The 26,128-nt window shown below is 67.2% G+C and carries 17 protein-coding genes; 6 read left to right on the forward strand and 11 right to left on the reverse strand.

Annotation, left to right across the window (positions count from 1 at the left end):
• Positions 1-43: 43 nt before the first annotated feature.
• Positions 44-643 carry an NTP transferase domain-containing protein gene (locus NED98_RS17655; RefSeq protein ID WP_179513408.1) on the reverse strand — a complete coding sequence of 200 codons (600 nt, stop codon included), beginning with the start codon at positions 641-643 and terminating at the stop codon, positions 44-46.
• 186 nt (positions 644-829) lie between these two features.
• Here NED98_RS17655 and NED98_RS17660 point away from each other — a divergent pair, with 186 nt between their 5' ends.
• Together NED98_RS17660 and NED98_RS17665 are read left to right on the forward strand one after the other, a co-directional pair.
• Complete coding sequence (locus tag NED98_RS17660) at positions 830-1,819, forward strand: glycerophosphodiester phosphodiesterase (RefSeq protein WP_265313881.1); 990 nt, start codon at positions 830-832, stop codon at positions 1,817-1,819.
• A complete protein-coding gene (locus tag NED98_RS17665; RefSeq protein WP_265313882.1) occupies positions 1,816-2,073 on the forward strand; it encodes an adenylyl-sulfate kinase in 258 nt (85 codons plus the stop codon). Before NED98_RS17660 ends, NED98_RS17665 begins: the two co-directional genes overlap by 4 nt.
• Before the next feature lie 239 nt (positions 2,074-2,312).
• Here the strand turns inward: NED98_RS17665 and NED98_RS17670 are convergent, their stop codons facing one another.
• From NED98_RS17670 to NED98_RS17680, 3 genes are all read right to left on the reverse strand, one after another.
• Entirely contained in the window at positions 2,313-4,550 is a 2,238-nt protein-coding gene (locus NED98_RS17670; protein WP_265313883.1) for a TonB-dependent receptor, read from the reverse strand.
• Between the two features lie 108 nt (positions 4,551-4,658).
• Positions 4,659-5,915 (reverse strand): acyl-CoA dehydrogenase family protein, encoded by a 1,257-nt coding sequence (locus NED98_RS17675; protein ID WP_265313884.1) that lies wholly within the window; start codon positions 5,913-5,915, stop codon positions 4,659-4,661.
• Positions 5,916-6,006: 91 nt separating this feature from the next.
• On the reverse strand, positions 6,007-6,492 hold the full coding sequence (locus tag NED98_RS17680) for a DUF3237 domain-containing protein (RefSeq protein ID WP_265313885.1): 486 nt from the start codon (positions 6,490-6,492) through the stop codon (positions 6,007-6,009).
• Positions 6,493-6,635: 143 nt separating this feature from the next.
• Between NED98_RS17680 and NED98_RS17685 the strand changes: the two genes are divergently transcribed.
• Both NED98_RS17685 and NED98_RS17690 read left to right on the forward strand, forming a co-directional pair.
• Complete coding sequence (locus NED98_RS17685; protein WP_179513414.1) at positions 6,636-7,145, forward strand: MarR family winged helix-turn-helix transcriptional regulator; 510 nt, start codon at positions 6,636-6,638, stop codon at positions 7,143-7,145.
• Positions 7,142-8,317 carry an acyl-CoA dehydrogenase family protein gene (locus NED98_RS17690; protein WP_265313886.1) on the forward strand — a complete coding sequence of 392 codons (1,176 nt, stop codon included), beginning with the start codon at positions 7,142-7,144 and terminating at the stop codon, positions 8,315-8,317. Before NED98_RS17685 ends, NED98_RS17690 begins: the two co-directional genes overlap by 4 nt.
• Positions 8,318-8,444: 127 nt before the next feature.
• Here NED98_RS17690 and NED98_RS17695 read toward each other — a convergent pair whose 3' ends face one another.
• The 7 genes from NED98_RS17695 to NED98_RS17725 form a co-directional block, all read right to left on the reverse strand.
• The gene (locus NED98_RS17695; protein WP_265313887.1) at positions 8,445-9,653 is read right to left on the reverse strand and encodes a DUF1501 domain-containing protein; all 1,209 of its coding nucleotides are present in this window, start codon (positions 9,651-9,653) and stop codon (positions 8,445-8,447) included.
• Positions 9,654-9,663: 10 nt separating this feature from the next.
• Positions 9,664-11,187, reverse strand: a complete 1,524-nt coding sequence (locus NED98_RS17700) for a DUF1800 domain-containing protein (RefSeq protein ID WP_265313888.1) — start codon at positions 11,185-11,187, stop codon at positions 9,664-9,666.
• A 98-nt stretch (positions 11,188-11,285) separates the two neighbouring features.
• A complete protein-coding gene (locus NED98_RS17705) occupies positions 11,286-12,740 on the reverse strand; it encodes an efflux transporter outer membrane subunit (protein ID WP_265313889.1) in 1,455 nt (484 codons plus the stop codon).
• Positions 12,737-15,988 carry an efflux RND transporter permease subunit gene (locus NED98_RS17710; RefSeq protein WP_265313890.1) on the reverse strand — a complete coding sequence of 1,084 codons (3,252 nt, stop codon included), beginning with the start codon at positions 15,986-15,988 and terminating at the stop codon, positions 12,737-12,739. Before NED98_RS17710 ends, NED98_RS17705 begins: the two co-directional genes overlap by 4 nt.
• Positions 15,985-19,143, reverse strand: coding sequence for an efflux RND transporter permease subunit (locus NED98_RS17715; RefSeq protein ID WP_265313891.1), 3,159 nt, complete (start codon positions 19,141-19,143; stop codon positions 15,985-15,987). Before NED98_RS17715 ends, NED98_RS17710 begins: the two co-directional genes overlap by 4 nt.
• Positions 19,140-20,405, reverse strand: a complete 1,266-nt coding sequence (locus tag NED98_RS17720; protein ID WP_265313892.1) for an efflux RND transporter periplasmic adaptor subunit — start codon at positions 20,403-20,405, stop codon at positions 19,140-19,142. The genes NED98_RS17715 and NED98_RS17720 overlap by 4 nt, the downstream gene beginning before the upstream one ends.
• 90 nt (positions 20,406-20,495) lie before the next feature.
• On the reverse strand, positions 20,496-21,404 hold the full coding sequence (locus NED98_RS17725) for a LysR substrate-binding domain-containing protein (RefSeq protein ID WP_265269311.1): 909 nt from the start codon (positions 21,402-21,404) through the stop codon (positions 20,496-20,498).
• Between the two features lie 203 nt (positions 21,405-21,607).
• On the opposite strand from NED98_RS17725, the gene NED98_RS17730 reads away from it, so the two are divergent.
• Entirely contained in the window at positions 21,608-24,799 is a 3,192-nt protein-coding gene (locus NED98_RS17730; protein ID WP_179513422.1) for an efflux RND transporter permease subunit, read from the forward strand.
• Positions 24,792-26,000: an efflux RND transporter periplasmic adaptor subunit gene (locus NED98_RS17735; RefSeq protein WP_179513423.1), complete on the forward strand. Its 1,209-nt coding sequence runs from the start codon at positions 24,792-24,794 to the stop codon at positions 25,998-26,000. Before NED98_RS17730 ends, NED98_RS17735 begins: the two co-directional genes overlap by 8 nt.
• Positions 26,001-26,128: the final 128 nt, after the last annotated feature.

Here is a 26,128-nt window from a genome sequence, read left to right on the forward strand (position 1 = left end):
GGAAACTCCCCTCCCCTTTGGGGGAGGGGCTTTATTATCGCATTTACCGCCGCGCTTCGGGCGCGTGGACCAGCGCGCGGAGTTGTTCGAGCTCCTCGGGCGTATCGACGTCGATCAATTCCTGTTCGTTGGTCACAACATGCACCCCGGCGCGGATCATGTCGCGCGCGTCCTGATCGTCGCGGATCGCCAGCACCTCGTCGAACCGCGCCGCGCCGAACAGCACCGGCGGCGAGGGGTAGCGGCCGTTGCTCGATGCGACCACCGCCGAAGGGCCGTCGGCGGCGTCGAGCAGCCGGTAGATATGCGTCGCGGTGACGCGCGGCATATCCGCCAGCGCGATGATCACCGCCGCCGCCCCGGCGTCGCGCGCGCGCTCCACCCCCAGCCGCACCGCCGACGCCATGTCGCGATCGGGATCGTGATCGGGGATGATCGTGAAGCGATGCGCGGCGAAATCGATCTCGCAGCCGTTGGTGATCGCCACGCGCTCCTTGAACGGCACGTCCTCCAGCGTCACCGCGACATGCAGCCCGAGCGGGCGCGAGAGGAACATTTCGTCGAGCTTGCTGCCGATATCGCCGAACCGCTTCGATTTGCCCGCGGCAAGCAGCGCGAGCACGGTCTGTTCGACCGGGATCATCGCCCGATCCGCCGTGTGGCGCGGGCGTTCGCCTTGCGCTGCGCACCGTTGGTCGTAAAAATCATGGCTCGCGCTCCGTTCGCCTTGAGAGGGTAACGCTTGCGCTGGATGTTGGTGCCCATGCGAAAAATACTCGTGCTCCTCGCATTGCTGGTCACGGCATGCGGAAAGGGGCAGGATCGGCCGATGACCGAAGCCATTTCCCCGCTTTCCGCCCCGATCGTCATCGCGCATCGCGGCGCGAGCGGCGAACGGCCCGAGCATACGCTCGGCTCCTATGAGCGGGCGATCGAGCAAGGCGCGGATTTCATCGAACCCGATCTGGTGCCGACCAAGGACGACGTGCTCGTCGCGCGGCACGAGAATGAGATTTCGGAAACCACCGACGTCGCCGCACATCCCGAATTCGCCGCGCGCCGCACCACCAAGACGATCGACGGGCAGAAGCTGACCGGCTGGTTCGTCGAGGATTTCACGCTCGCCGAACTGAAGACGCTGCGCGCGAAGGAGCGGCTGCCGCTGCTCCGCCCCGAGAACCGGAAATATGACGGGCAGTTCGAGATCCCGACGCTCGCCGAGATCATCGCGCTCGCCAAGCGCCACCATGTCGGCATCTATCCCGAGACCAAGCACCCGACCTATTTCGCCTCGATCGGCCACCCGACCGACGCGCTGCTGGTGAAGCAATTGCAGGCGGCGGGGTGGAACACCCCCGACGCACCGGTCTTCATCCAGTCGTTCGAGGTGGAGAATCTCAAGCGGATCCACCAGATGACCGGCATCCGGCTGATCCAGCTGGTCGACAAGGAAGGCGGCCCGGCGGACGGCGCCGCGCCGAGCTATGCCGCGATGCTGACCCCCGAAGGATTGCGCGAAATCGCCTCCTACGCCTTCGGGATCGGCCCCAACAAATCGATGCTGTGGGACGGCAAACTGCCGACCGGGCTGATCAGCGCCGCGCATGCCGCGGGGTTGCGCGTCCATCCCTGGACCTATCGCGCCGAAAATTATTTCCTGCCGTCCGAATATCGCAACGGGCTCAATCCGCGCGAGCACGGCGATCTGGACGGCGAGATCAAGGCCGCGCTGCGCCGCGGGCTCGACGGCTTCTTCAGCGATTTCCCGGGGATCGGGGTCAAGGCGCGCGACGAGGTGCAGCGGGAGCGGAAGAAATGACGCGGCGAGCGATAACGATCATCCTGGCGGCGCTGCCGCTGATCGCGACGGCGGGGTGCGTGCGCACCATCGCCAGCGTCGCCACCGCGCCGGTCAAGGCGACCGGCAAGGTCGTCGACTGGAGCACGACCAGCCCGTCCGAGCGCGATCGCGCTTATGCCCGCAAGATGCGCAAACAGGCCGAGCGCTGCCACAAGCATCCCGATGCGCCCGAGTGCGCGCAGAACGGCTATGCACAGCAACCGCAGCGGTAGCATAGAAATCATCGTCGCGTCGGTGACATTTGGTCCGCGCCGGGCAATCTGGCGCATCGCGGGCTAGGTCGGATCACCTCTCCCCGTTCGGGCTGAGCCTGTCGAAGCCCTGCCCTTTCTTCCCCGCAAGAAGGGCAGCCCTTCGACAGGCTCAGGGCGAACGGGTCGTATTTCGCGCGCGCCGCTCAAAAAAAGACGGGCGGCATTGCTGCCGGCCCGCCACATCCCCCTTTTGAGTTTCAGAAGTTCTTCGACACCTGAAACGTCACCGTCCGGCTCGGATTGACGAATACCGCCGTCGCCCCGCCGACGAACGGGACCCCGAATGCCTGGCTCCAGCTCACCTTGTTGGTGAGGTTGCGGCCGACCACCGCGACATCCCAGCCGTGCGCCTTGTTGGTGATCCCGATCCGCGCGTCCACCGTGGTATAGGCGGGCATCATCGTCGCCGGATTCTGCGTGTCCTGATAATTGGTCAGCCCGGTATAATTGACCGAGCCGCGCGCGGTGAAATCCAGATCGCCCGACAGCGGGGCGTCGACCTGGCCGTAAGCGCTCCATTTCCACTTCGGCGCACGGGTCAGGCGATAGCCGCTGAGGTCGGAATAGCCGAGCGGGCAGGTCTGGTTATAGATGCACGGGCCGTTGTAGCTGCGGTATTTCGCATCGAGATAGGCGACATTCCCGCCGAAGCTGAGGAACGGGACCGGGCGGACATTGCCCTCCACCTCGATACCGCGCGAGCGCACCTTGGCGGCATTGCCGGTGACGAAGCTGGTGCCGTTGAACGACGACACCTGAAGATTGTCGAAATTGGTGCTGAACACCGCGAGGTTGAGATCATATACCCCGTGCTCCCCGCGCAGCTTGACCCCGGCCTCCCAGGATTTCGCGCGCTCGGGATCGAATTGATATTTGCCGGTATTGCCGAGCTGGGTGTCGTTGGCGACGAAACCGCCGCCCTTGCTGCCCGTCGCATAGCTGACGTAGACCTGTCCGAGCCGGCTGAATTTATAGCTGATCTTGCCCGAATAATCCCACAATTTCTCGTGGCGCTTGGCGCGTATGTCGTAGGGCCTGAACGAGGCTGGCCCGCCCGGCAGCATCTGCATCCGCGCCTGTTTGGTCTCGTCGCTGTAGCGCACGCTGCCGTCGATCGTCAGCCCGGGCAGCAACTCCATATTGGCGGCGAGGAAGGGCGAGATCGATTCGCTCTTCTGGTCGAACGGCAGTACCGACGGGCCGCGCAACGCCGGCGAGAAATTCCAGAACACATTCTGCACGATATGCGATTGCGCATAATAATATTGCAGCCCGGCGATCAGCGAGAGCTTGCCGATCGACCCCGATAGCCGCGCTTCCTGCGAAATCTGCGTCGTGCGCTCGATGTGCAGATTGTCGATCAGCGTCAGCGGGCTGTTGTCGATATCGGTTTCGGTATTGGCCTTGATATGCTGATAGCCGCCGATCGTCGTCAGCTGCACCCCGCCGCCGAGATCGGTGTTGGTGGTGAGCGTGACGCCGAGCGTTTCGGTACGCGAAAAGCCGCGGCCATAGGTCGAATCCGCCACCCGGACGAAGCTGGGATATTCGGGGACCCCGCCGTACGGCGCCGAAGCCGCGCGGATCGCATTGGCGATCGCGCTGGTGCCCAGCCCGTTGAAGGCGAGGTTGTTGCCCATGTAATCGTTCTTCCCGTATTCGACCTTGAGCTTGGCCGACATGCCCTTCATCGGCTCGAACAGGAGCTGGCCGCGGATGCCGAGATAATTATTGCCGTTGTCGTCCTGCTTGGTCGCGCGGTTGTACATATAACCGCCGGCGTGCCCGCCCTGGACGCTGAGCCGCGCCGAGAGCGTGTCGGTGATCGGGCCGGAGAGATAGCCTTCCGCATTCCAGCCGTTGTTGACCGCTTCATAGCCGGCCGAGACGCGGCCCTGGAAATCGCGCGTCGGCGCGGCGGTGATCACGCTGATCGCGCCGGCATCGGTGTTCTTGCCGAACAACGCGCCCTGCGGCCCGCGCACCACCTCGACGCGCTGGACGTCCATCATCGCGGTCTGCAGCGAGCGCGAGCGCCCCGAATAGACCCCGTCGACGAAGAAGCCGACCGATTGCTCGAACGCGAGATTGCCCCCGCCCGAGCCGAGCCCGCGCATGTTGATGACGAAATTGCCGTTGGTCTGGTCGATCTGGAGGTTCGGGATGCCCGACTGGAGATCGTTGAACTGCCGCACCCCCATCTTGTCGAGCGCGTCGCCCGAGACGACCGCGACCGACAAGGGCACGTCGAGCAGGGTCTGCGGGCGCCGCGTCGCGGTGACCACCACGTCGTTGCCGAGCGGCTGTTGCGCCGCGCGCGGGTCGCTGTTCCCCGCGCTCGCATCCTGCGCGAACGCCGGCGTGGCCGACAGCATCAGCAGCGGCAGCGCCGCCCCCCGCATCAACGTCTGACGGTGATAGTTCGAACCCTGCATCCTGCTCTCCTCCGCTCATCGGATCCGCGCGGCAATCTTCCGCCGCCGCTTCGGTATCGGACATTTCCGATTTAGTTAGTAAACTAACTGACAGGCCTCCTGTCAATCTCAAAAGGTGAGGGCGTTGGGCGGAAGGCCGATCAGCGCGCGGCCGTGCAGCTCGGCGGCACCGTCCTTGTCATAGACGATATGGTTAGACATCACGTTCACGTCGCGCAGGTAGCGCTGCATCGGATTGCTGCGCAGGTGCGCGCTGGCGCCGCTCGCTTCGGCGATCATCATGATCGCCTGACGGCACAATTCCATCGCCTGCGCGATCTGCAGCCGCATGTGCGAGCGCTGGGTGAAATCGGCGCGTCCCTCCGGGCGGGCGAGCGCGATATTGGTGTTCACGGCGTCGCGCAGCAGCAGCTCGGCGGTGCGCGCCATGACATTGGCATTGGCGAGCCGCATCTGCGCCGCGGGCTTTTCCGCCTGCTTCATATCGGTGCCGTGGACCACGCGCTCGGCGAGTTGCTTGCGGAACTGCGCCACCGCCGCGCGCGCCGCGCCAACCCCGGAGATCGCCGCGGTCACCCCGAGGAACGGGATCATCGGCTGGCGATAGAGCGGATTGTCGTAGAGCCGTGCGCCATGCGCGGTGCCATTGCGCATCTCGGTCATGTCCATCGTGCGGTAATCGGGGACGAATATGTCGTCGATCAGCAGATCGTGGCTGCCGGTGCCTTCCATCCCGTCGATATGCCAGGTGTCGATCACCGTCACCTCACGCGTCGGCAGCGCGCAGAACAGCACCACGTTCGCCGGGCCGTCGACGATCGCGCAGGCGACCAGCACCCAATCGGAATGCATCACCCCGGTGCCCCATTTCCACCGCCCGCTGATGCGATAGCCGCCGTCGACCGGCACCGCTTTGCCCGGCGGCGCAGTGACCCCCGGCGCGATGACATAGGGGACGCGGTCGCCCGCGCGCGTGCCGAAGATCTCGTCCTGGAAGCGTTCGGGGAATTGGGTGAGCATCCAATTATGCTCGACGCAAAAGGCCGCGACCCAGCCGGTCGACGGGCAGCCCTCGCTCAGCGGGAGCATCGCGTCGATGAAGCTGTCGGCGTCGAATTCGAGCCCGCCATATTTCTTCGGGATGAAGTGATAGAAGCAGCCGGTCGCGCGGATCGCGTTCCATGTCTCGACCAGCGGGTGGCGCACCCGCTCGCATTCGGCGGCATGCGCGGCGAGCAGCGGCTTCAACGCCGTGGTGCGGCGGATCAGCTCCGCCGGGGTGAGCGCGGCAAGCGCGGCGCGCGTCATGAAATCATCATTGGCGGGGATAAACGGCTGGACGGTCAGCGGCTTGAGGTCGGTCATGGGACTCTCCTGACGATGGGCCTTCTGATGGGCGCAGGCCGATATTGTCAGGTTAACTGACTAAATGCAATTAGGAATCTAACCTTCTCCGTCACAGCAATTCGTACACGTCATATTCCACCGCACCGCCCACCGAGGCGCCGATCCCCACGGTGACGATATCGTTGAGCCACTGATAATCGGGGTGCCCCGTCTCGAAGATCGGCGCGGTGCGGAAATAGACCTGGGCGTGTTCCTCGGGCGTTTGCGGCCCGCCGCGGCGCGAATAATCGCGCACCTTGTCCATCGGGCGCAGCACGCCGCGATAGGAGACGTAGATCAGCGCGCCGTCATGCGTCTCGAACGTCACCCGCGCGTCGAGCCGGAGCACCCCGCGCTCGTCGATCGTCGCCCAATCGCCCCCGCTCGGCATCACCCGGCCCGACAGTCGCTCGCCGGTGAGGGTGCCGCCGGTCAGCGCGGCGATCATCCGCGTCCCGAAATGCGCGCGGCCGACCATCTGCTGCGGCTCGGTGAATTCGGCGCGATACGAGCACAAATGGCCGAAACGCGGCTCGACCCCCGGAATCTTTTTCATCTCGACACCTCTCCACTGATCGATCATTGCTTTGAATACTAAGTAATACGCGAGGGGCGTCAAGCGCGGCCGGTTGCGTTGCCACCGCGCGGCGCCTCACTTACAGCACCGCAAGCCGGCAAGAGGGGAAACGGGTTCGGATCATGGCAGCGGCAGAGGATTCGCCCCAGGCGCCGATCGCCGCGCCGCATCCGATGATGCTGATGAACCTGCTGCGCGCGGTCTATTGGTATGACGAGGCGCTGCAGGCGGCGCTGCGCCGCGCGGGCTGGCCCCCGGTGACGCGGATCCAGTCGATGCTGTTCGCCAATCTCGCGCTCGGGGTGCGCCGCCCGGCGCGGCTGGCGCATAACCTTGGCATCACGCGGCAGTCGATGAGCCAGATGCTCGACGAACTGGCGCGCCGCAATATCGTTCGTGTCTCGCCCGATCCGAGCGACGGGCGCGCGAGCATCGTCGAATTCCAGCCCGAAGGCCGCGCGCTGGCGCGGGCGGCGCGCGCGACGATGTATGCGATCGAGCATGAACTCGGCCAGCGGCTCGGCGCGGACGCGATGGCAGCGCTCGGCGCGCTGCTGGCGCGCGACTGGGGCGACCCGCCCGAGGTGACCACCCCCACCACTTACGAACCCGTCGAGGAGAAGAATCCATGAGCATCGGCATCGACAAGACGCTGGAGATCGCCGATCGCGTCGAGCGCTTCGTCCGCGAGGTGATCGTCCCCTATGAGCGCGATCCGCGCCGCGACCACCACGATGCGCCGACCGACGAGCTGGTGATGGAGATGCGCGAAAAGGCGCGCGCCGCGGGGGTGCTGACCCCGCATATCCTGCCCGACGGCCGCCATCTGTCGCAGCGCGAGACCGCGATCGTCCTCGAGCGCTCCGGGCTGTCGCCGCTCGGCCCGCTCGCCTGCAACACCGCCGCGCCCGACGAGGGCAATATGTATCTGCTCGGCAAGGTCGGCAGCCCGGAGATCAAGGAGCGCTTCCTCAAGCCGCTGGTCGAGGGCCGTGCGCGATCGGCCTTTTTCATGACCGAGCCCGCGGCGGAGGGCGGGGCGGGCTCCGACCCGTCGATGATGCTCACCACCTGCCGCCCGGACGGCAATCACTGGGTGATCAACGGGCGCAAGGCGTTCATCACCGGCGCCGCCGGGGCCAAGGTCGGGATCGTGATGGCCAAGGCCGACGAGGGCGCGTGCATGTTCCTCGTCGACCTGCCCGATCCGGCGATCGTCATCGAGCGCGTCCCCAATACGATCGACAGTTCGATGCCCGGCGGCCACGCGACGATCCGCATCGACAACCTCCGCGTTCCCGCCGATCAGATGCTCGGCCAGGCCGGGGAGGGGTTCAAATATGCCCAGGTTCGGCTGAGCCCGGCGCGGCTGTCGCACTGCATGCGCTGGTATGGCGCCTGCGTCCGCGCCAACGAAATCGCGACCGATTACGCCTGCCGGCGCCATGCGTTCGGCAAGGCTTTGGTCGATCACGAGGGCGTCGGCTTCATGCTGGCAGAAAATCTGATCGATCTGAAACAGGCCGAATTGATGATCGACTGGTGCGCGGGGGTGCTCGATAGCGGCTATCTCGGCACCGCGGAAAGCTCGATGGCCAAGGTCGCCGTGTCGGAAGCGCTGATGCGCATCGCCGATCGCTGCGTGCAGGTGATGGGCGGGAGCGGGGTGACCGGGGACACGATCGTCGAGCAGGTATTCCGCGAAGTCCGCGCCTTCCGCATCTACGACGGCCCGACCGAGGTGCACAAATGGAGCCTCGCCAAAAAGGTGAAGCGCGACTGGAAGGCGGCGCACGGCGGGTAATCGAGCGCCGCGCGATACCTCCGGCTTCCCTCTCCACCGTTCGCGCTGAGCCTGTCGAAGCCCTGCACTTTCTTCCGATGAAGAAGGGCAGCTCTTCGACAAGCTCAGGGCGAACGGAGAGGGGGCGCTAGATCAACTGCAGATCGCGCGGTTTCGCCCCCGGGAACAGCCCCGCGAGCCGATCCGCCCCCAGCCCGAATTGCCGCGCGACAAGCCCGCCGATCAGCGCGCGATAATCGGTCAGCACCGGCAGGTCGCGCCCCTGGTTGAGCGTCGTGGGGGACAAAGCGACCTGATCCCCCGCCAGCCGCCCGCCGGCCACCCCGCCGCCGAGCACCCAATAGATGCTGCCGTGCCCGTGATCGGTCCCGCGATCCCCGTTCTCGCGGAAGGTGCGGCCGAATTCGGAGACGACGACGACATTGGTGCTGCGCCACGCCTCGGCGCCGATCGCCTCGGCAAAGGCCGCCAGCCCGCGCCCCAATTCGCCGATCCGATCGGCGAGATAGCCGGTCGCGCCGCCCTGATTGACATGCGTATCCCACCCGCCGACATCGACGAAGGCGAGGTTGAACTGCGCGCGCATCAGCGTGCCGATCCGGCTGGCGGACAGAGCGAAGCCCTTGGCGCTCACCGCGCCGCGGCTTGCCGCCTTCATCTCCTCGTCGAGCGTGCGATAGACGGTGTCGCGCACCTCGAACCCCTGCGCCACCGATCGCGACAGCGCGGGTTGCTGGGCATACATCCGCTCGATCAGCTTGGCCTGCCGCGTGTCGATCGGCTTGCCGACATTGGCGAGCGCGAGATTGGGCACCGGTGCCGCGCCGCCGCGGAAGCACAAGGGCAATTGATCGGTGAAGGCGATCGGCTTGTCGCCGCGCCCCAATATCCCCGCCAGCCGCGCCATGAAGCCCGACCCGTAATCGCGATGGCCGCCGACCGGCTGGCCGAGCTCGATCGTGTCCTGCGTCTCGAAATGGCTGCGGCTCATATCGTCGGTGCCGGCGAACGGGACGAAGGCGATCTGGCGCTGCTGCCACAAGGGCAGGATGCTGTCCTTGAGCGCGGGGTGGAGGCTCCAGTGCGCGTCGAGCGGCAACGGCGCCTTGGGATCGGCCGGATCGGGCTTGCCGAGCGCGATCGTCGGGCGCGCCTGACGGTAGAAGTCGCTCCCGGTCGGCACGATCACATTGGTCGCGTCATAGGCGCCGCGCAGGAAGATCACGAGCAGCCGGCTTCCCGCCTGCGGCGCGGCGAAAGCGCGGCCGGCGATCACCAGCGGCGCGAGCGCGGCGGCGCCCCTGAGCAGATCACGGCGATGGACATGCGGCGTCATGGCAACCTCGCTAACGGTGCATGAATTCGGGGGACGACAGGAACAGCGCATTCCATTCCTGCGGCGACGTCGCCTCGGCCAGCGCGGCACGCGTCGGTTGGGCGAGCGCGTCCTGCAGGCCGTTGAAATAGAGTGCGTTCTGCAATTGCGGGAAGGCAGGGCGGTCGGCGGTCGTGCCGGGCAAGCGGAACAGGCCATAGGCGCCGCCGCCGATCTGCTTGGCGATATCGAACCGCGTCGCCATCTGTCCCGGGCCGGACCAGGCGGCGGCGTGCATGTCGTAACCGTCGGGGGTCTCGTGGTTGTAGAGCCCTTGCCCCATGCGGTTGAGCCAGTTGTTGATCGGCTGCGGGTTGAGGATCACGCGATCGCCATAGGTCAGGCGCACCGCCGAGATCGCATAGTGGATCGGGTCCTTGAAGGTCTTGCCCAGCGACGCGGCGAATTCGGGCGCGCGGATCATCGTGCGCATCACCTGCGCGATATCGCCATGCGTGCGCTGGAAGGTCTGCGCCATGCGATCGACCAGCGCGGGGGGCGGGGCGTCGCCCATGAAATAGCCGGCAATCTGCGCCGAGACGTGATGCGCGGTGGCGGGCGCCGCGGCGATCAGATCGAGCGCCTGCTCGACCTCGCCGAAGCCTGATCCCTTGATCGTGTGGCCGAGGAAGTGCTTGTCGCCGAAATCGTGCCGCGCGGGGTTGAACTCGAACAGGCCCGCGCGGAGGTAGAGCGGCTGGAGCTGCGGCCGCATCCGTGGCGCGTCGTGGTTGAGATCGACCCCCACCCCGGTGAGGATCCGCGCCAGTTCCTGCACATCCTGCTGGGTGTAGCCGGAGCCGACCCCCATCGTGTGCAATTCCATGATCTCGCGCGCGTAATTCTCGTTGATCCGCCCCGCGGCATTCTGATCGTTATCGAGATAGCGCAGCATCGCCGGGTGGCGCAGCGTCGCTTCGAGCAGGTCGCGGAAATGCCCGAAGGCGTGGGTGCGGATCGTCTCCTCATAATCGCCGACCATCGCACGGATATCGCGCTTGCCGGCCTGGACGTTGAAATGGTTGAACCAGAACCACGTCATCTGCTCGCGCAGCTGATCGGGGGCATAGAGATCGCGCAGGATCGAACGCGAGCGCGCCTCGTCGGCCAGCGCGTTCATGCTTTTCTGATACGCCTCGCGCGCCGCTTTCTTCTGCTCGGGATCGACCAGCGCATTGGCATCGCGCTGCATCGCCTGCTGCGTGACGACGATCTGCGCCAGCGGCTCGCGGGTGATGCGCATCGCGGCGACCTGCGCAGCGGCATCGGGCGGGAGATCGGCGGGCGGTGCTTCGAGTTGTGCGGCGAGCCAGCGGTCGCTGCCGGGGCCGTCGCTCGCGGCGAGATCGGCGGCGGTCGCGCCCCAGGTCAGCCGGTTGGCCCAGGCGATCCGCTGCGCCGCGCCCGACGGCGCCGCCTGCGCCGGCAGCGCGCCGCCGGACAGCATCGCCAGGAGCGCGATCGACCCTGCGCCACGCGACCATGCCAATGCCATCCCTTGCCTCCGCTCGACTCGCCTCGACAGAAGCGCAAGGTGCACGCCCATGACTGAACATGCCCTGACGTAGGCATGAACTAACCGTCATTTACCAATTACTTGGCTGGGGCAGCCGGGCTCCACCCACCGCCGATCGCCTGGACCAGCGCGATCGCGGCGGTCTGCTGGTTGATCACCGCCTGAATCTGCGACTGGCGCGCGCTGAGTGCGGTGGTCTGCGCGACGATCACCTCCGAATAGTCGACCAGCCCGGAACGATATTGGTTGTTGGCGATCGTCTCGGCGCGGGTCGCGGCCTCGGCGGCGTCGGCGCGGCTTTTGGTCACATCCGCGAGCGAGCGCGTCGCGGCGAGATTGTCCTCGACCTGCTGGAAGGCGGTGAGCGTCGTCTGGCGATATGTCGCGACCGCCTGATCATATTGCCCGCGCGCCTGCAGCACCTGCCCGTGGCGCGCGCCGAAATCGAGCAGGGTCATCAGCCCGCTGAGCCCGAACGACCACAGGCTGGTCGCGGCGGAGAACAATTGGCTGACCTTGCTGCCGCTCGTCCCCGCATTGCCCGACAAGGTGAATTGCGGGAAATAGGCCGCGCGCTGGATGCCGATATTGGCATTGGCCGCCGCGACCCGCCGCTCGGCCGCCGCGACATCGGGGCGTCGTTCGAGCAGGGTCGAGGGGAGCACGCCCGGCACCGCGGGCACCGTCGGCTGCCACGCGACCGGCGGAAGCGTGAAGGTCGAGGGATTTTCCCCCGCCAGCACCGCGATCGCATGTTCGAGCACCGCGCGCTGGCGATCGAGATCCTGCCGCGAGGCGATCGCGTTCGAGAGCGAGGTCTGCGCCTGATAGACGTCGGAATGCGCGACCGTCCCGGCCTTGTACTTGTTGGTCGTGATCGTCAGCGCGCGCTGATAATCCTTGATCGTCGCGTCGAGCAGCACGATCTGCGCGTCGATCCCGCGCAATTCGACGTAATTGGTGGCGAGCTCGCCCTGCGCGGAGAGCGTCGCATTGGCGAGGTCGCCCGCGCTCGCCTGCGCATTGGCCTTGGCCTGCGTCACCGCGTTGCCGAGCCGGCCCCACAGATCGGGCTCCCAGCTCGCGCCGATGCTGAGCGCATAGCGCGAGCCCGAGGTGGTGACGGTGTTGCTGCCGACCCCGGCGCCGTTGCCGCTCCCCGCGCCGATGCTCGTCGCGGTGCCGCCCGAAAAGGCCTGCGAATGCTGCCCGCTCGCCGATCCGGTGACGGTGGGGAACAGGGCCGACCGCTGGACCATTACCAGCGCGCGCGCCGCTTCATAGGCCCCGCGCGCGGCGGCGACATTCTGGTTGGTGACCACCACCTTGCGTTCGAGCGCGTCGAGCGTGGGATCGTTGAACAGCGCCCACCATTCGCCGCGCGCCGCCGCGTCGCTCGGCTGCGCGACGCCCCAGCCGGGGGCTTCCTTGAACGAGGGCGGGATCGTGACATTGGTCGGCGGGCGATAGGTCGGCGCCATGTTGCACCCCGCGAGCAGCAGGGCGGAGACGACGGGCAGGGCGCGCTTCATGCGGTGGCTCCGGGAGCAAGCGGTAGATCGCCGTGGCGCGCCAGGCCCCGCTCAGCGGCGCCGTGTCGGCGACGGAAGCGATCGAGCGCGAGATAGACGACCGGGGTGGTCAACAAGGTGATGAACTGGCTGGCGATCAGCCCGCCGAAGATCGCGATGCCGAGCGGACGGCGCAGCTCCGCGCCGTCGCCGAAGCCGATCGCCAGCGGCAAGGCGCCAAGCGCGGCGGCGAGCGTGGTCATCAGGATCGGGCGAAAGCGCAGCAGCGACGCCTCGCGCACCGCAGCGACCGGATCGAGCCCTTCGCCGCGCTCCGCCTCCAGCGCGAAATCGATGATCATGATCGCATTCTTCTTCACGATCCCGATCAACAGGATGATCCCGATCAGCGCGATGATGTCGAACTGGCCGCCGGTGACGATCAGCGCGATCATCGCCCCGACACCCGCCGAAGGGAGGGTGGAGAGCGCGGTCAGCGGGTGGATCGCGCTTTCGTAGAGGATGCCGAGCACGATGTAGATCGCGAGCAAGGCGGCGAGGATCAGCAGCGGCATCGATCCGGTCGATTGCGCGAACACCTTGGCGGTGCCGCCGAATTCGCCGTGGACCGTCGCGGGGAGCGCGAGGCTCGCCTGCACCTGCGCGATCAATTGCGCCGCCTGTCCCAGCGAGACGCCGGCGGGGAGGTTGAACGAGACGGTGGCCGAGGGCTCGCCGTCCGAATGGCTGACCGAGGCGTTGGTCGATCCGGTCGACCAGCGCGCGATCGCCGACAGGGGCGTCATCGTCCGCGCGGTGGTGCTCACCGCATTGCCCGCGGCGACCGCCGATCCGCCGGCGCCGGTGCCGCCGGTGCTCGCGGTCGGCGCGGCGGCGGTCGGGGTCGCCGACGCGCTCGGCGTCGGGGTCGGGTTGTTGGTCGCATTGTTGGCCGGCGGATTGAGCGGCAGATAGATGTTGGCGAGCGAGGCCGGCGATCCGTTGAACTGCCGCGCCGCCTCCATCACGACATGATATTGGTTGAGCCCCGAATAGATGTTCGCCACCTGGCGCTGGCCGAAAGCATCGTAGAGCGCGGCGTCGACCGCCTGCATCGTCACCCCGAGCCGCGCCGCGGCGTCGCGATTGACCTCGACGAAGGCATCGGCGCCGGCATCCTGCTGGTCGATATCGACATCGGTGACGGTGTCGGGATGCTGTTTCAGCGCATCGACCAGTTTCTGCCCGGCGGCCTTGAGCACATCGGGGTCGTCGGCCTTGAGCACATATTGATAGGTGCTGTTGCTCGATCGCCCGCCGACCTGCAGATCCTGCACCGGATTGAGGAACAGGCTGACCCCGCTGACCCGCGCGAGCTTGGGCCGCAGCCGCGCGATCACCGCCTGTACCGGCGGGCGCTGGTTGCGCGGCTTCAGGGTCGCGAACATGAACCCGCCGCCGGCGCGCGATCCGCCGGTGAACGCCACCACCGTCGCCACCGCCGGATCGCCCTTCACGATATGCACGATGCGGGTGAGCTTGTTCTGCATGTCGGTGAACGAGATGCTCTGGTCGGCGCGCAAGCCCCCCATCAGCCCGCCGGTATCCTGCTGCGGGAAGAACCCCTTGGGCGCGATCGCGATCAGATAGATGTTGAGCACCACCGTGCCCGTGAGGAGGATGAGGACCGCGCCGCGGTGGAGCAATGCCCAATCGAGCGCGACCGCGTAGCGCGCCTGCGCCCAATCGAACGACTGCCGCGCCCAGCGCATCACCCGTCCCTCGCTCTCCTCGCCCAGCAGCACGCGCGAGGCGAGCATCGGGGTGGTGGTAAGCGAGACGACGAGGCTGATCATCACCGCGATCGACATGGTCAGCGCGAATTCGCGGAACAGCCGCCCGACCAGCCCGCCCATGAAGATCAGCGGCACGAACACCGCGATCAGGCTCAGCGAGATCGAGAGCACGGTAAATCCCACCTCGCGCGCGCCGGCGAAGGCGGCGGCGAGCGGCTTCATCCCCGCCTCGATATGCCGGCTGATATTCTCCACCACGACGATCGCATCGTCGACGACGAACCCGGTCGCGACGGTCAGCGCCATCAGCGAGAGATTGTCGAGGCTGAACCCGGCGAGATACATCACCGCGATCGTGCCGAGCAACGAGGCGACCACCGCCGCCGCGGGGATCAAGGTCGCGCGCCAGCTTCTCAGGAACAGGCTGACCACCAGCACCACCAGCAGGGTGGCGATGAGCAAGGTCACCTCCACCTCGCGCAGCGAGGCGCGGATCGTCAGCGTGCGATCGCTGGCGACGTCGAGATGGATATCGGGCGGGACGGCGGCGCGCAGCGCGGGAAGCTGCGCCTTCAGCGAATCGACCACCTGGACGATATTTGCCCCCGGCTGGCGGCTGATCAGCACCGGCACCGCGCGCTTGCCGTTGAACAAGCCCATCGTGCGGATGTCTTCGGGGCCGTCGACGACATCGGCGATATCGGACAGCCGCACCGCCGCGCCGTTGCGCCACGCGATCACCGTCCCGCGATAATCGGCGGCGTGGAGCCCGGCCTGATTGGAATAGATCTGCCAGCTGAACCCCTTGGCATCGAGTATGCCGCGCGGCCGGTTGGCGCTTTCGGATTGCAGCGCGGTGCGCACATCCTCGAGCGCGATGCCGTAGCGCGACAGCGCGAGCGGATTGACCTCGATCCGCACCGAGGGGAGCGCCGCGCCGCCCAGCTCGACATTGCCGACCCCCTGCACCTGGAGCAGTTTCTGCTGCACCACGGTCGAGACGGCGTCGTAGATTTCGGACGGGCTGCGCGTCGGCGAGGTGAGCGCGAGGATCAGGATCGGCGCCTCGGCGGGATTGGCCTTGCGGTAGCTCGGGTTGGTCCTGAGCGTCGCGGGGAGATCGGCGCGCGAGGCGTTGATCGCCGCCTGCACGTCGCGCGCGGCGCCGTCGATGTCGCGCGACAGATCGAATTGCAGCACGATCGACGACGAACCGACCCCCGAGCGCGAGGTCATTTCCGACACCCCGGCGATCGTGCCGAGGTGCCGCTCCAGCGGCGCGGCGACGCTGGAGGCCATCGTCGACGGGCTCGCGCCGGGCAGGTTCGCCTGCACCATGATCGTCGGGAAATCGACCTGCGGCAGCGGCGCCACCGGCAGCATGAAGAACGCCCCGACGCCGGCGAGCATCAGCCCGATCGTCAGCAGGATCGTCCCCACCGGCCGCCGGATGAAGGGCGCGGAAATGTTCACGCCGGGCGCGCCTCGCCCGCGGTGCCGCGCCGTACGCGCCAGCCGCGCTCGCGCCAGTTTTCGAGCCCGAGGAAGATGACGGGGGTGGTGAACAAGGTCAGCACCTGGCTGAAGATCAGCCCGCCGGCGATCGCGATGCCGAGCGGCTGGCGCAGCTCATGCCCCATCCCGCCGCCGAAGATCAGCGGGATCGCGGCGAACAAGGCGGCAAAGGTGGTCATCATGATCGGGCGGAAACGCAGCAGCGCCGCCTGACGGATCGCGTGATGCGCATCGGCGCCTTCCTCACGCATCGCATCGAGCGCGAAGTCGATCATCATGATCGCATTCTTCTTCACGATGCCGATCAAGAGGACGATGCCGATGATCCCGATCACCCCGAGCCCCGATCCGGTGAGCCACAGCCCGAGCAGCGCGCCGATCCCGGCGGAGGGGAGGGTCGACAGGATCGTCACCGGGTGGACGAAGCTCTCGTAGAGCACCCCCAGCACGATATAGACCACGACGATCGCGGCGAGGATCAGCCACAATTCGTTGGCGAGCGACGCCTTGAACGCGCTCGCCGCGCCGGTGAAATTGGTGGTGATCGCGGGCGGCACGCCGATCTGGCGCTCGGCGCGCTCGATCGCGCTCACCGCGCTGCCCAGCGACACGCCCGGAGCGAGATCGAAGCCGATCGTCGCCGCGGGGAATTGCGCCTCGCGCGCCACGACCAGCGGCGCATCCTCGGTACGGATCGTCGCGACGGCCGAGAGCGGAACGCTCGCCCCGCCCGCCAGCGGGATGCGCAGATCGCCCAGCGCTTGCGGGTCGGCGACCGTGCCCGGCTGCGCCTCCAGAATGACGCGATTCTGGCTCGACTGGGTGTAGATCGTCGAGACGATGCGCTGGCCGAAGGCGTCGTAGAGCGCATTGTCGATCGCCAGCGCGCTCAGCCCGAGCCGGCCGGCGACGTCGCGGTTGATATCGACCACCACCGCGCGGCCGTTGGCGAGCACGTCGGAGGTGACGTTGTTGAGATGCTTGTCCTTCTTGAGCGCCGCGGCGAGCTTGGCGCCCCATTGGTCGACCAGGGCCTCGTCGGCGCCCTGCAGCGAGAAGCGATAGGCATTGACCCCGGTCGAGGTATCGATCGTCAGATCCTGCACCGGGCGGAAATAGACCCGCATTCCCGGCACATTGGACACCGCGTGATTGAGGCTGGCGAGCACCTCTTCGAGATTGCCGCGCTCGCCCTCGGGCTTGAGGTTCACGATCATCCGGCCTTGCGACAAGGTGGCATTCTGTCCGTCGACCCCGATCGCCGAACTGAGGCTGGCGACCGACGGATCGGCGAGCAACGCCTGCGCGACCTGCTGCTGGAGCCCCGCCATCCGCGTGAAGCCGATATCCTGCGCCGCGCTGGTCGTCACCGCGATCTGGCCGGTATCCTGCTCGGGAAACAAGGTCTTGGGGATGACGTAGAACAGCAATCCGGTCACCGCGAGCGTGCCCGCGAACACCAGCATCGTCAGTGCCGCGCGCGCCATCACCCAATCGAGCGCGCGGGCATAATGATGCGCGACGCGATCGAACCAGTCGCGGGTCACTTCGGACAGGCGATGCTGCCGCTCCTCATGCTCAGCCCGGAGCCAGCGCGCGGAGAGCATCGGCACGAGCGTCAGCGCGACCACCGCGGACAGCAGGATCGTCACCGCCAGGGTCACCGCGAATTCGCGGAACAGCCGCCCGACGACATCGCCCATGAACAGCAGCGGGATCAGCACCGCGATCAGGCTGACCGTCAGCGAGATGATCGTGAAGCCGATCTCGCTCGCGCCCTTCAGCGCGGCCTCGAACGGGCGCATCCCGTCCTCGATATGGCGGCTGATATTCTCCAGCACGACGATCGCATCGTCGACCACGAACCCCGACGCGATCGTCAGCGACATCAAGGTGAGATTGTTGATCGAGAAGCCGAGGAAATACATCGCCGCGAACGCGCCGACGAGCGACAGCGGCACCGAGATGCTGGCGATGATCGTCGCGCGGAGCGAGCCAAGGAACAGGAAGATCACGAGCGTGACGAGCAGGACGGCAAGCACCAGTTCGAGCTTCACGTCGGCCACCGAGGCGCGGATTCCCGCGGTACGATCGGTCAGCACGGTGACATGCACGTCGGCGGGAAGCTGCGCCTCCAGATCGGGCAGCCCGGCCTTGATCGCATCGACCGTGCCGATGACGTTCGCGCCCGGCTGGCGCTGGACGTCGATCACCACCGCGGGCTTGCCGTTCATCCACGAGCCGAGCCGCACATTCTCGGTCGCCTCGACGACATTGGCGACATCGGACAGGCGGATCGGCGCGCCATTGGCGAACCCGATGACGAGCGTGCGATAGCTGGTGACGTCGCCGAGCTGGTCGTTGGCGTCGATCGTCCAGCTCTTGGTGGGGCCGTCGAAACTGCCCTTGGCGGCATTGGCATTGGCGTTGCCGATCGCGGTGCGGATCGTTTCGAGCGACATGCCGCGCGCCGCAAGCGCCGCGACATTGGCCTGGATGCGCACCGCCGGCCGCTGCCCGCCCGACATCGAGACCAGCCCGACCCCGGAAACCTGCGCGATCTTGTTGGCGAATTGGCGCTCGACGATCCCCTGCACCTCACCCAGCGGGCGGGTGTCGGAGGTGATGCCGAGCGAGATGATCGGCGCGTCGGCCGGGTTGACCTTGGCATAGATCGGCGGGGCGGGGAGATCGGTCGGCAGCAGGGTATTCGCCGCGTTGATCGCTGCCTGCACTTCCTGCTCCGCCACGTCGAGCGACAGATCGAGCCGGAATTGCAGCGTGATCACCGACGCCCCCGACGAGGAGGCGGAGGTCATCCGCGTCAGCCCCGGCATCTGGCCGAACTGGCGTTCCAACGGCGAGGTGACGGTCAGCGCCATCACATCGGGGCTGGCGCCGGGATAGAGCGTCGAGACCTGGATCGTCGGGTAGTCGACCTCGGGTAATGCCGAGAGCGGCAGCGAGCGATAGGCGACGAGCCCGGCGAGCAGGATCGCGACCATCAGCAAGGTCGTCGCCACCGGGCGCAGGATGAACGCGCGCGACGGGCCGCCGGGCTGGGCGGGCGGCTCGGTCGGCATTGGCGCGGGGGGCGCGGCGGCGTCGCTCATCCGGCCGAATTGCCCTGACCGCGGTGGTGGCGGCCCTGACCGCCGCCGCCTTTACCGCCGCGACCGCCCGCACCGGGGCCGCCCTTGTCGCCCGGCAGGCGGACAGTCGATCCGTCCTCCAGCCCGTCGGCGCCTTCGGTGACGACCGTCGTGCCGGCGGCGATCCCCGAGAGGATCGCGACCTGCCCGTTGGCGCTCGGCCCGATCTTGACCGGGACCAGTTTCACCGTGCGGTCCTTCTGCAGCACGAACACGAAATCGCCCGGCGCGCCGTGGCGCACCGCGGTGACCGGCACCGTCACCGCATTGTGCAGCGTGTTGACCAGCATCGAGACGTTGACGAACTGGCTCGGGAACAGGGCATTGCCCTTGTTGTCGAACCGCGCCTTGGCCTTGACCGTGCCGGTGGTGGTGTCGACCTGATTGTCGAAGGTCAGGAAACGGCCGGTGACGAGCACCTTATTGTTGTTCTGGTCGAGCGCCTGCACCGGCAGCCCGGCGCCGCTCCCCGCGGCATGGCCGATGTCCGAAAGCTGCGCCTGCGGCAGTGCGAAGCCGACGTCGATCGGGTCGAGCTGGGTCACCACGACGATGCCGTTGGTGTCCGAAGGGGTGAGGTAATTGCCGATATCGACCTGGCGGATGCCGACGCGCCCGGTGATCGGCGATTTCACCGCGGTGTAATTGAGGTTGAGTTCGGCGGTGCCGATCGCGGCGCGGTCGGCGGCGACGGTGCCGGTGAGCTGGCGGACGGTGGCGCGTTGCGTATCGACCTGCTGGCTCGCGATCGAATCCTGCTTGAGCAGGGTCTCGTAGCGGTTGAGGTCGACTTGCGCCGCAGCGAGCTGCGCGGTGTCGCGCGCCAGATTGGCCTTGGCCTGCGCGAGCGCGAGTTGATACGGGCGCGGGTCGATCTGCGCCAGCACCTGTCCCTGGCGAACGATCTGCCCTTCGGTGAACAGCAATTTGAACAGGGTGCCGGCGAGCTGGGTGCGCACCGTCGCGGTGACGAGCGGCTGGACGGTGCCGAGCGCGGTGACATAGACCGGCATATCGGCGGTCGCCGCCTTGCCGACCGACACTGCCGCAGGCGGCCGCCCGCCGCCGCGGTCGCCGCCGCTCTTGGCGATGCGATTCGCCGCGAACGCGATCAGCGCGAGCACGACGACGATGATCGCGACGATCTTCCACGATCTGCGCCGCGGCGGCGCCGGTTCCACCCCCGCATGCTGCCCGGCAACCTGATCGTGATCGTCGGCCATGCTGTTCTTCTTCCTTCGATTCGATGACGATCGGGGCGTCCACGCGGGACACCGACGCAATCTCTTTCGCTTCCTAGCCTTTCGTGATCCTTACGATTGCCCCTTCGCGTCAAGGCGCAATTCGTCGATCGTGTCGCGAAATGCCTCCGCGGTGGGGGAAAGCGACAGACCGTGGACCAACCACAACCGGCTCGGCACCGGGGTCGCGAGGCGGCGATAGACGACATTCTCGAGGTGCAGCCGCTCCAGTGAGCGCGAGAGGATCGTCGCGCCGAACCCCGCGGCGACCAGCCCGAGCAGCGTCGCGAAGCTGCTCGCCTCATGCGCGATCTGCGGCTCGAACCCGGCCTCGTGGCACAGCCCGAAGAAATATTCGTTGAACCCCGCGCCCAGCGTCGGCGCATAGAGCACCAGCGGAATCGCGGCGAGATCGGCGACCGTCGGATCGTCGGGCCGGTCGGCGAGCGGATGCCCCGCGCGCACCGCCACCACCATATCTTCCTCGAGGATGCAGCGCGCGGAGAATTCGTCGGGCAGGCATGGCGCGCGGATGCCGCGCACCAGCGCGATATCGAGCCCGCCGCGGCGCAGCGCCTCGATCTGCGCGTCGCGCGCCAGATCGTTGAGCGTCAGCTGCACCTCGGGATAATTCTCCCGGAAGCGATAGAGGGTGGAGGCGATCAGCGGCACGAACGGCGCCGACGAGGTGAAGCCGATGCGGAGCCGCCCGAGCTCGCCGCGCCCGGCGAGCCGCGCGGTCTCGATCGCGTGATCGGCCTGCGACAATGTCGCGCGCGCCTCGGGGACGAACAATTCGCCCGCCTCGGTCAGCCGCACGCGGCGGCTGGTGCGATCGAACAGCCGGGTGCCGAGCTCATCCTCCAGCGCGCGGATCTGCTGGCTGAGCGGGGGTTGCGAGATGCCGAGTCGCTGCGCGGCGCGGCCGAAATGCATCTCCTCGGCAACGCACAGGAAATAGCGCAGATGGCGAAGGTCCAACGATCATGTCCCGTTACATATTGATCAAGCTATATTATATATTAGACCCGACCCGACCAAGGGCGCATTGGCGCGTGCCGACGATCGGCCATGCCGCTGCGGGAGAGCGAGCAAGGCGATTCGTATGTCCAGCAGGAGAGTGGACGAGGCATAAACGTCGTGCGGCGCGGGTGCGTCGTGCGGCGTCAGCTTGAGGATATTGGATGATCGGTATCGTCAAGGTCGCGCTGACAAGACCGTTGACCTTCATTGTTATGGCGATCCTGATCGCGATCGTCGGGGTTCTGGCGGCGATCCGCACGCCGGTGGATATGTTCCCGAATATCCGCATCCCGGTGGTCGCCGTCGCCTGGACCTATGCCGGGCTGCCGCCGCAGGACATGTCGGACCGGCTGATCACCCCCTATGAGCGCGTGCTGACCACCACGGTCAACGACATCGAGCATATCGAGAGCCAGTCGCTGCAGGGCATCGGGGTGGTGAAGGTCTATTTCCAGCCCGGCGTCGACATCCGCACCGCGACCGCGCAGATCACCTCCGCCTCGCAGACGATCCTCAAGCAATTGCCGCCGGGCACCAATCCGCCGCTGATCCTCAACTACAGCGCATCGACGGTGCCGATCCTGCAGCTCGCGCTTTCGGGCAAGGGCCTGTCGGAACAGCAATTGTTCGATATCGGCCAGAACCAGATCCGCACCCAGCTGGTGACGATCCCCGGCCTTGCCATGCCCTATCCCTCGGGCGGCAAGCAGCGCCAGATCCAGATCGACCTCGATCCGCTCGCGCTCCAGTCCAAGGGGCTGTCGGCGCAGGATGTCGGCAACGCGATCGCGGCGCAGAACCAGATCAACCCGGCGGGCTTCGTCAAGATCGGGCCGACGCAATATAGCGTGCGGCTCAACAACGCGCCGGATTCGGTCGAGGGGCTCAACGCGCTGCCGGTCAAGGTGGTCAACGGCGCGACGATCTACATGCGCGACGTGGCGCATGTGAAGGACGGCAACGGCCCGCAGACCAATGTCGTCCATGTCGAGGGCGGGCGCTCGGTGCTGCTCACCGTGCTCAAGAACGGCGCGACCTCGACATTGTCGATCGTCGAGGGGGTGAAGCAGGCGATCCCGCGCATCGCCGCGGGGCTGCCCGATACGCTCAAGATCCTGCCGGTCGGCGACCAGTCGCTGTTCGTCAAGGCGGCGGTGTCGGGGGTGGTGAAGGAGGGCGCGATCGCCGCCGCGCTGACCAGCCTGATGATCCTGTTATTCCTCGGCTCGTGGCGCTCGACGATCATCATCGCGATCTCGATCCCGCTCGCGATCCTGGCCGCGATCGCCGCGCTGGCGGCGTTCGGCCAGACGATGAACGTGATGACGCTGGGCGGGCTCGCGCTTGCGGTCGGCATCCTCGTCGACGACGCGACGGTGACGATCGAGAACATCAACTGGCACCTCGAACAGGGCAAGGGCGTCACCGAATCGATCCTCGACGGCGCGCAGCAGATCGTCACCCCGGCGTTCGTTTCCTTGCTGTGCATCTGCATCGTGTTCGTGCCGATGTTCTTCCTCCCCGGGGTCGCCGGCTTCCTGTTCGTGCCGATGGCGCTGTCGGTCGTCTTCTCGATGATCGCCTCGTTCATCCTGTCGCGCACCCTGGTGCCGACGATGGCGATGTATCTGCTCAAGCCGCACCGGGCGGGCGAGGACGCGCATGCCGCGGGCGATGCCGCTGCGCGCAATCCCCTGGTTCGCTTCCAGCGCGGGTTCGAGGCGCGGTTCGAGCGGATCCGCACCGCTTATGGCGGGATGCTGTCGCGCGCCTTGGGTGCGCGCCGCCCGTTCCTGCTCGGCTTCCTCGCGGTGGTGCTCTTGTCGTTCGGGCTGATGCCGTGGCTGGGCAGCAATTTCTTCCCCAGCGTCGATTCGGGGCAGATCGCGCTCCACGTCCGCACCCCGATGGGGACGCGGATCGAGGATGCCGCGGCGCGCTTCGACACGATCGGCCGCACGGTGCGCGAGATCGTCCCCGCCGGCGAGGTGGCGTCGATGGCCGACAATATCGGGCTGCCGGTCAGCTCGATCAACACCGTCTACAACAACAGCGGGACGATCGGGCCGCAGGACGGCGACATCCTGATCACGCTCAAGGAAGGCCATGTGCCGACCGAGAAGATCGTCGCCACGCTGCGTCGCGAACTGCCGCGCCGCTTCCCCGGCACGACCTTCTCCTTCCTCCCGGCGGACATCACCAGCCAGATCCTCAATTTCGGCGCGCCGGCCCCGATCGATGTGCAGGTTTCGGGCAAGGATCAGGCCGCGGTGCGCGCTTATGCCGAAAAGCTGCTGGCCAAGATCGCGCGCATCCCCGGGCTTGCCGATGCGCGGATCCAGCAGCCGGGGCGGTCGCCGCAGCTCGACGTCAACGTCGATCGCTCGCGCGTCAGCCAATATGGCCTCACCGAGCGCGACGTGACGAACAGCCTCGGCACCTCGCTCGCGGGCAGCGCGCAATCGGCGCCGGTGTTCTTCGTCGATCCGAAGAGCGGCGTCTCCTATTCGGTGATCGCGCAGGCGCCCGAATATCTGGTCGGATCGATCAACGCGCTGAGCAACGTGCCGATCTCGGGCGCGCCTGGCGCCAGCACGCAGCCGCTGGGCGGGATCGCGGGGATCAGCCGGTCGAACACCGTGCCGATCATCTCGCACTATAATATCCAGCCGGTGATCGACCTCTACGCCACCACCCAGGGCCGCGATCTCGGCGCGGTGTCGCGTGATGTCGATCGCGCGATCAAGTCGCTCGAAAAGGAATTGCCGAAGGGCGCCACCGTCACCATTCGTGGCCAATATGCCACGATGAACACGGCTTTTTCCGGGCTGGCCTTCGGCCTCGCCGGGGCGGTCGTGCTGATCTACCTGTTGATCGTGGTCAATTTCCAGAGCTGGCTCGATCCGTTCGTGATCATCACCGCCTTGCCCGCCGCGCTCGCCGGGATCGTGTGGATGCTGTTCACCACCGGCACCACGCTGTCGGTGCCGGCGCTGACCGGCGCGATCATGTGTATGGGGGTTGCGACCGCCAATTCGATCCTTGTCGTCAGCTTCGCGCGCGAGCGGCTCGATGCGCTGGGCGATGCGACCAAGGCCGCGCTCGAGGCGGGGATGGTGCGTTTCCGCCCGGTGCTGATGACCGCGCTCGCGATGATCATCGGCATGGGGCCGATGGCGCTGGGGCTCGGCGAGGGCGGCGAGCAGAACGCCCCGCTCGGTCGCGCGGTGATCGGCGGGCTGATCTGTGCGACGATCGCCACCCTGTTCTTCGTCCCCACCATTTTCGCGCTGGTCCACCGCAAGCGCGACGCCCGGCAACCTTCCGTCGAGATGCAGCCCGCCCATGTCTGACATGTCCCACGTCAAAACTCTCACCGACGCCCCGGCGCAGTCCGACGGCCCCAGCCCGCGCACGCTGAAGCGCGCCGGGATCATCGCGGGGGTCGCGGCGATCGCGATCGTCGCGGCCGGCATCGCGACGCGGATCGGCGCGACCGGCGACCTCAAGGAAGTCGCCGCGGACGCGGCGGTCCCCAGCGTCTCGGTCGTCACGCCCAAGGCCGGCGGCGCGCGCGACGCGCTGGTGCTGCCGGGCAATGTCCAGGCGCTCAACAGCGCGGCGATCTACGCGCGGACCAACGGCTATGTCAGCCGCTGGCTCGCCGATATCGGCGATCGCGTCCACGCCGGCCAGCCGCTCGCGATCCTCGACGCGCCCGAGGTCGACCAGCAGCTCGCACAGGCAAGCGCCGATTATCAGACCGCGCTCGCCAACCAGAAGCTCGCCGCGACCACCGCGCAGCGCTGGAGCACGATGCTCGCCAAGGATGCGGTGTCGCGGCAGGAGGCGGACGAGAAGACCGGCGATCTCGCCGCCAAGTCCGCGCTCGCCAATGCCGCGCTGGCCAATGTCCGCCGGCTGCGCGCGGTGCTCGGCTTCACCCGGCTCTACGCGCCGTTCGACGGGGTGGTCACGAGCCGCTCGGCGCAGATCGGCCAGCTCGTGGTGTCGGGCAATGCCGCCGCGCAGCCGTTGTTCACCGTCTCCGACGTGCGGCGGATGCGCATCTACGTCCGCGTGCCGCAAGGCTATTCGGCGCAGGTCCATCCGGGGATGGAGGCCAGCCTGTCGCTGCCCGAATATCCCCAGCGCACCTTCGCCGCGACGCTGACCCGCAGCGCCGGCGCGGTCGACGCGCAATCGGGCGCGGTGCTGGTCGAGCTGCAGGCACCCAACCCCGACGGCGCGCTGAAGCCCGGCGCCTTCGCGCAGGTTTCGTTCAAGGTCGGCGCGGGCGGCGGCAATGTGCTGAGCGTGCCCGGTAGCACGATCCTCTACGGCAATGACGGGCCGACCGTCGCGGTGGTCGACGGCAACGGCCGGGTGACGGTGAAGCCGGTGACGATCGCCAGCGACGAGGGCAAGACGGTGGCGATCTCGGCCGGGCTCGCCCCCGGCGACCGCGTCGTCGACAGCCCGCCCGACGCGATCCACACCGGCGATCATGTCCGCGTGCAGAATGCGGGCAAGGGCGCGGCGCATGCGGGGTAAGGCCAGTCGCGTTAAGTCGGGGCCAGCTAACTTTCCGTTCGGGCTGAGCCTGTCGAAGCCCTGCACTTTCTTCCGCGCAGGAAGTGCAGCCCTTCGACAAGCTCAGGGCGAACGGATCTCGGCAAAAG

The organism is Sphingomonas lycopersici (genome assembly GCF_026130605.1).
Classification (GTDB): domain Bacteria; phylum Pseudomonadota; class Alphaproteobacteria; order Sphingomonadales; family Sphingomonadaceae; genus Sphingomonas; species Sphingomonas lycopersici.

What these genes read in the sequence shown, in the direction of transcription:
- NED98_RS17655 (WP_179513408.1), bottom strand. Translation starts at nt 643, where the DNA reads ATGATCCCGGTCGAACAGACCGTGCTCGCGCTGCTTGCCGCGGGCAAA.
- NED98_RS17660 (WP_265313881.1), top strand. Translation starts at nt 830, where the DNA reads ATGACCGAAGCCATTTCCCCGCTTTCCGCCCCGATCGTCATCGCGCAT.
- NED98_RS17665 (WP_265313882.1), top strand. Translation starts at nt 1,816, where the DNA reads ATGACGCGGCGAGCGATAACGATCATCCTGGCGGCGCTGCCGCTGATC.
- NED98_RS17670 (WP_265313883.1), bottom strand. Translation starts at nt 4,550, where the DNA reads ATGCAGGGTTCGAACTATCACCGTCAGACGTTGATGCGGGGGGCGGCG.
- NED98_RS17675 (WP_265313884.1), bottom strand. Translation starts at nt 5,915, where the DNA reads ATGACCGACCTCAAGCCGCTGACCGTCCAGCCGTTTATCCCCGCCAAT.
- NED98_RS17680 (WP_265313885.1), bottom strand. Translation starts at nt 6,492, where the DNA reads ATGAAAAAGATTCCGGGGGTCGAGCCGCGTTTCGGCCATTTGTGCTCG.
- NED98_RS17685 (WP_179513414.1), top strand. Translation starts at nt 6,636, where the DNA reads ATGGCAGCGGCAGAGGATTCGCCCCAGGCGCCGATCGCCGCGCCGCAT.
- NED98_RS17690 (WP_265313886.1), top strand. Translation starts at nt 7,142, where the DNA reads ATGAGCATCGGCATCGACAAGACGCTGGAGATCGCCGATCGCGTCGAG.
- NED98_RS17695 (WP_265313887.1), bottom strand. Translation starts at nt 9,653, where the DNA reads ATGACGCCGCATGTCCATCGCCGTGATCTGCTCAGGGGCGCCGCCGCG.
- NED98_RS17700 (WP_265313888.1), bottom strand. Translation starts at nt 11,187, where the DNA reads ATGGCATTGGCATGGTCGCGTGGCGCAGGGTCGATCGCGCTCCTGGCG.
- NED98_RS17705 (WP_265313889.1), bottom strand. Translation starts at nt 12,740, where the DNA reads ATGAAGCGCGCCCTGCCCGTCGTCTCCGCCCTGCTGCTCGCGGGGTGC.
- NED98_RS17715 (WP_265313891.1), bottom strand. Translation starts at nt 19,143, where the DNA reads ATGAGCGACGCCGCCGCGCCCCCCGCGCCAATGCCGACCGAGCCGCCC.
- NED98_RS17720 (WP_265313892.1), bottom strand. Translation starts at nt 20,405, where the DNA reads ATGGCCGACGATCACGATCAGGTTGCCGGGCAGCATGCGGGGGTGGAA.
- NED98_RS17730 (WP_179513422.1), top strand. Translation starts at nt 21,608, where the DNA reads ATGATCGGTATCGTCAAGGTCGCGCTGACAAGACCGTTGACCTTCATT.
- NED98_RS17735 (WP_179513423.1), top strand. Translation starts at nt 24,792, where the DNA reads ATGTCTGACATGTCCCACGTCAAAACTCTCACCGACGCCCCGGCGCAG.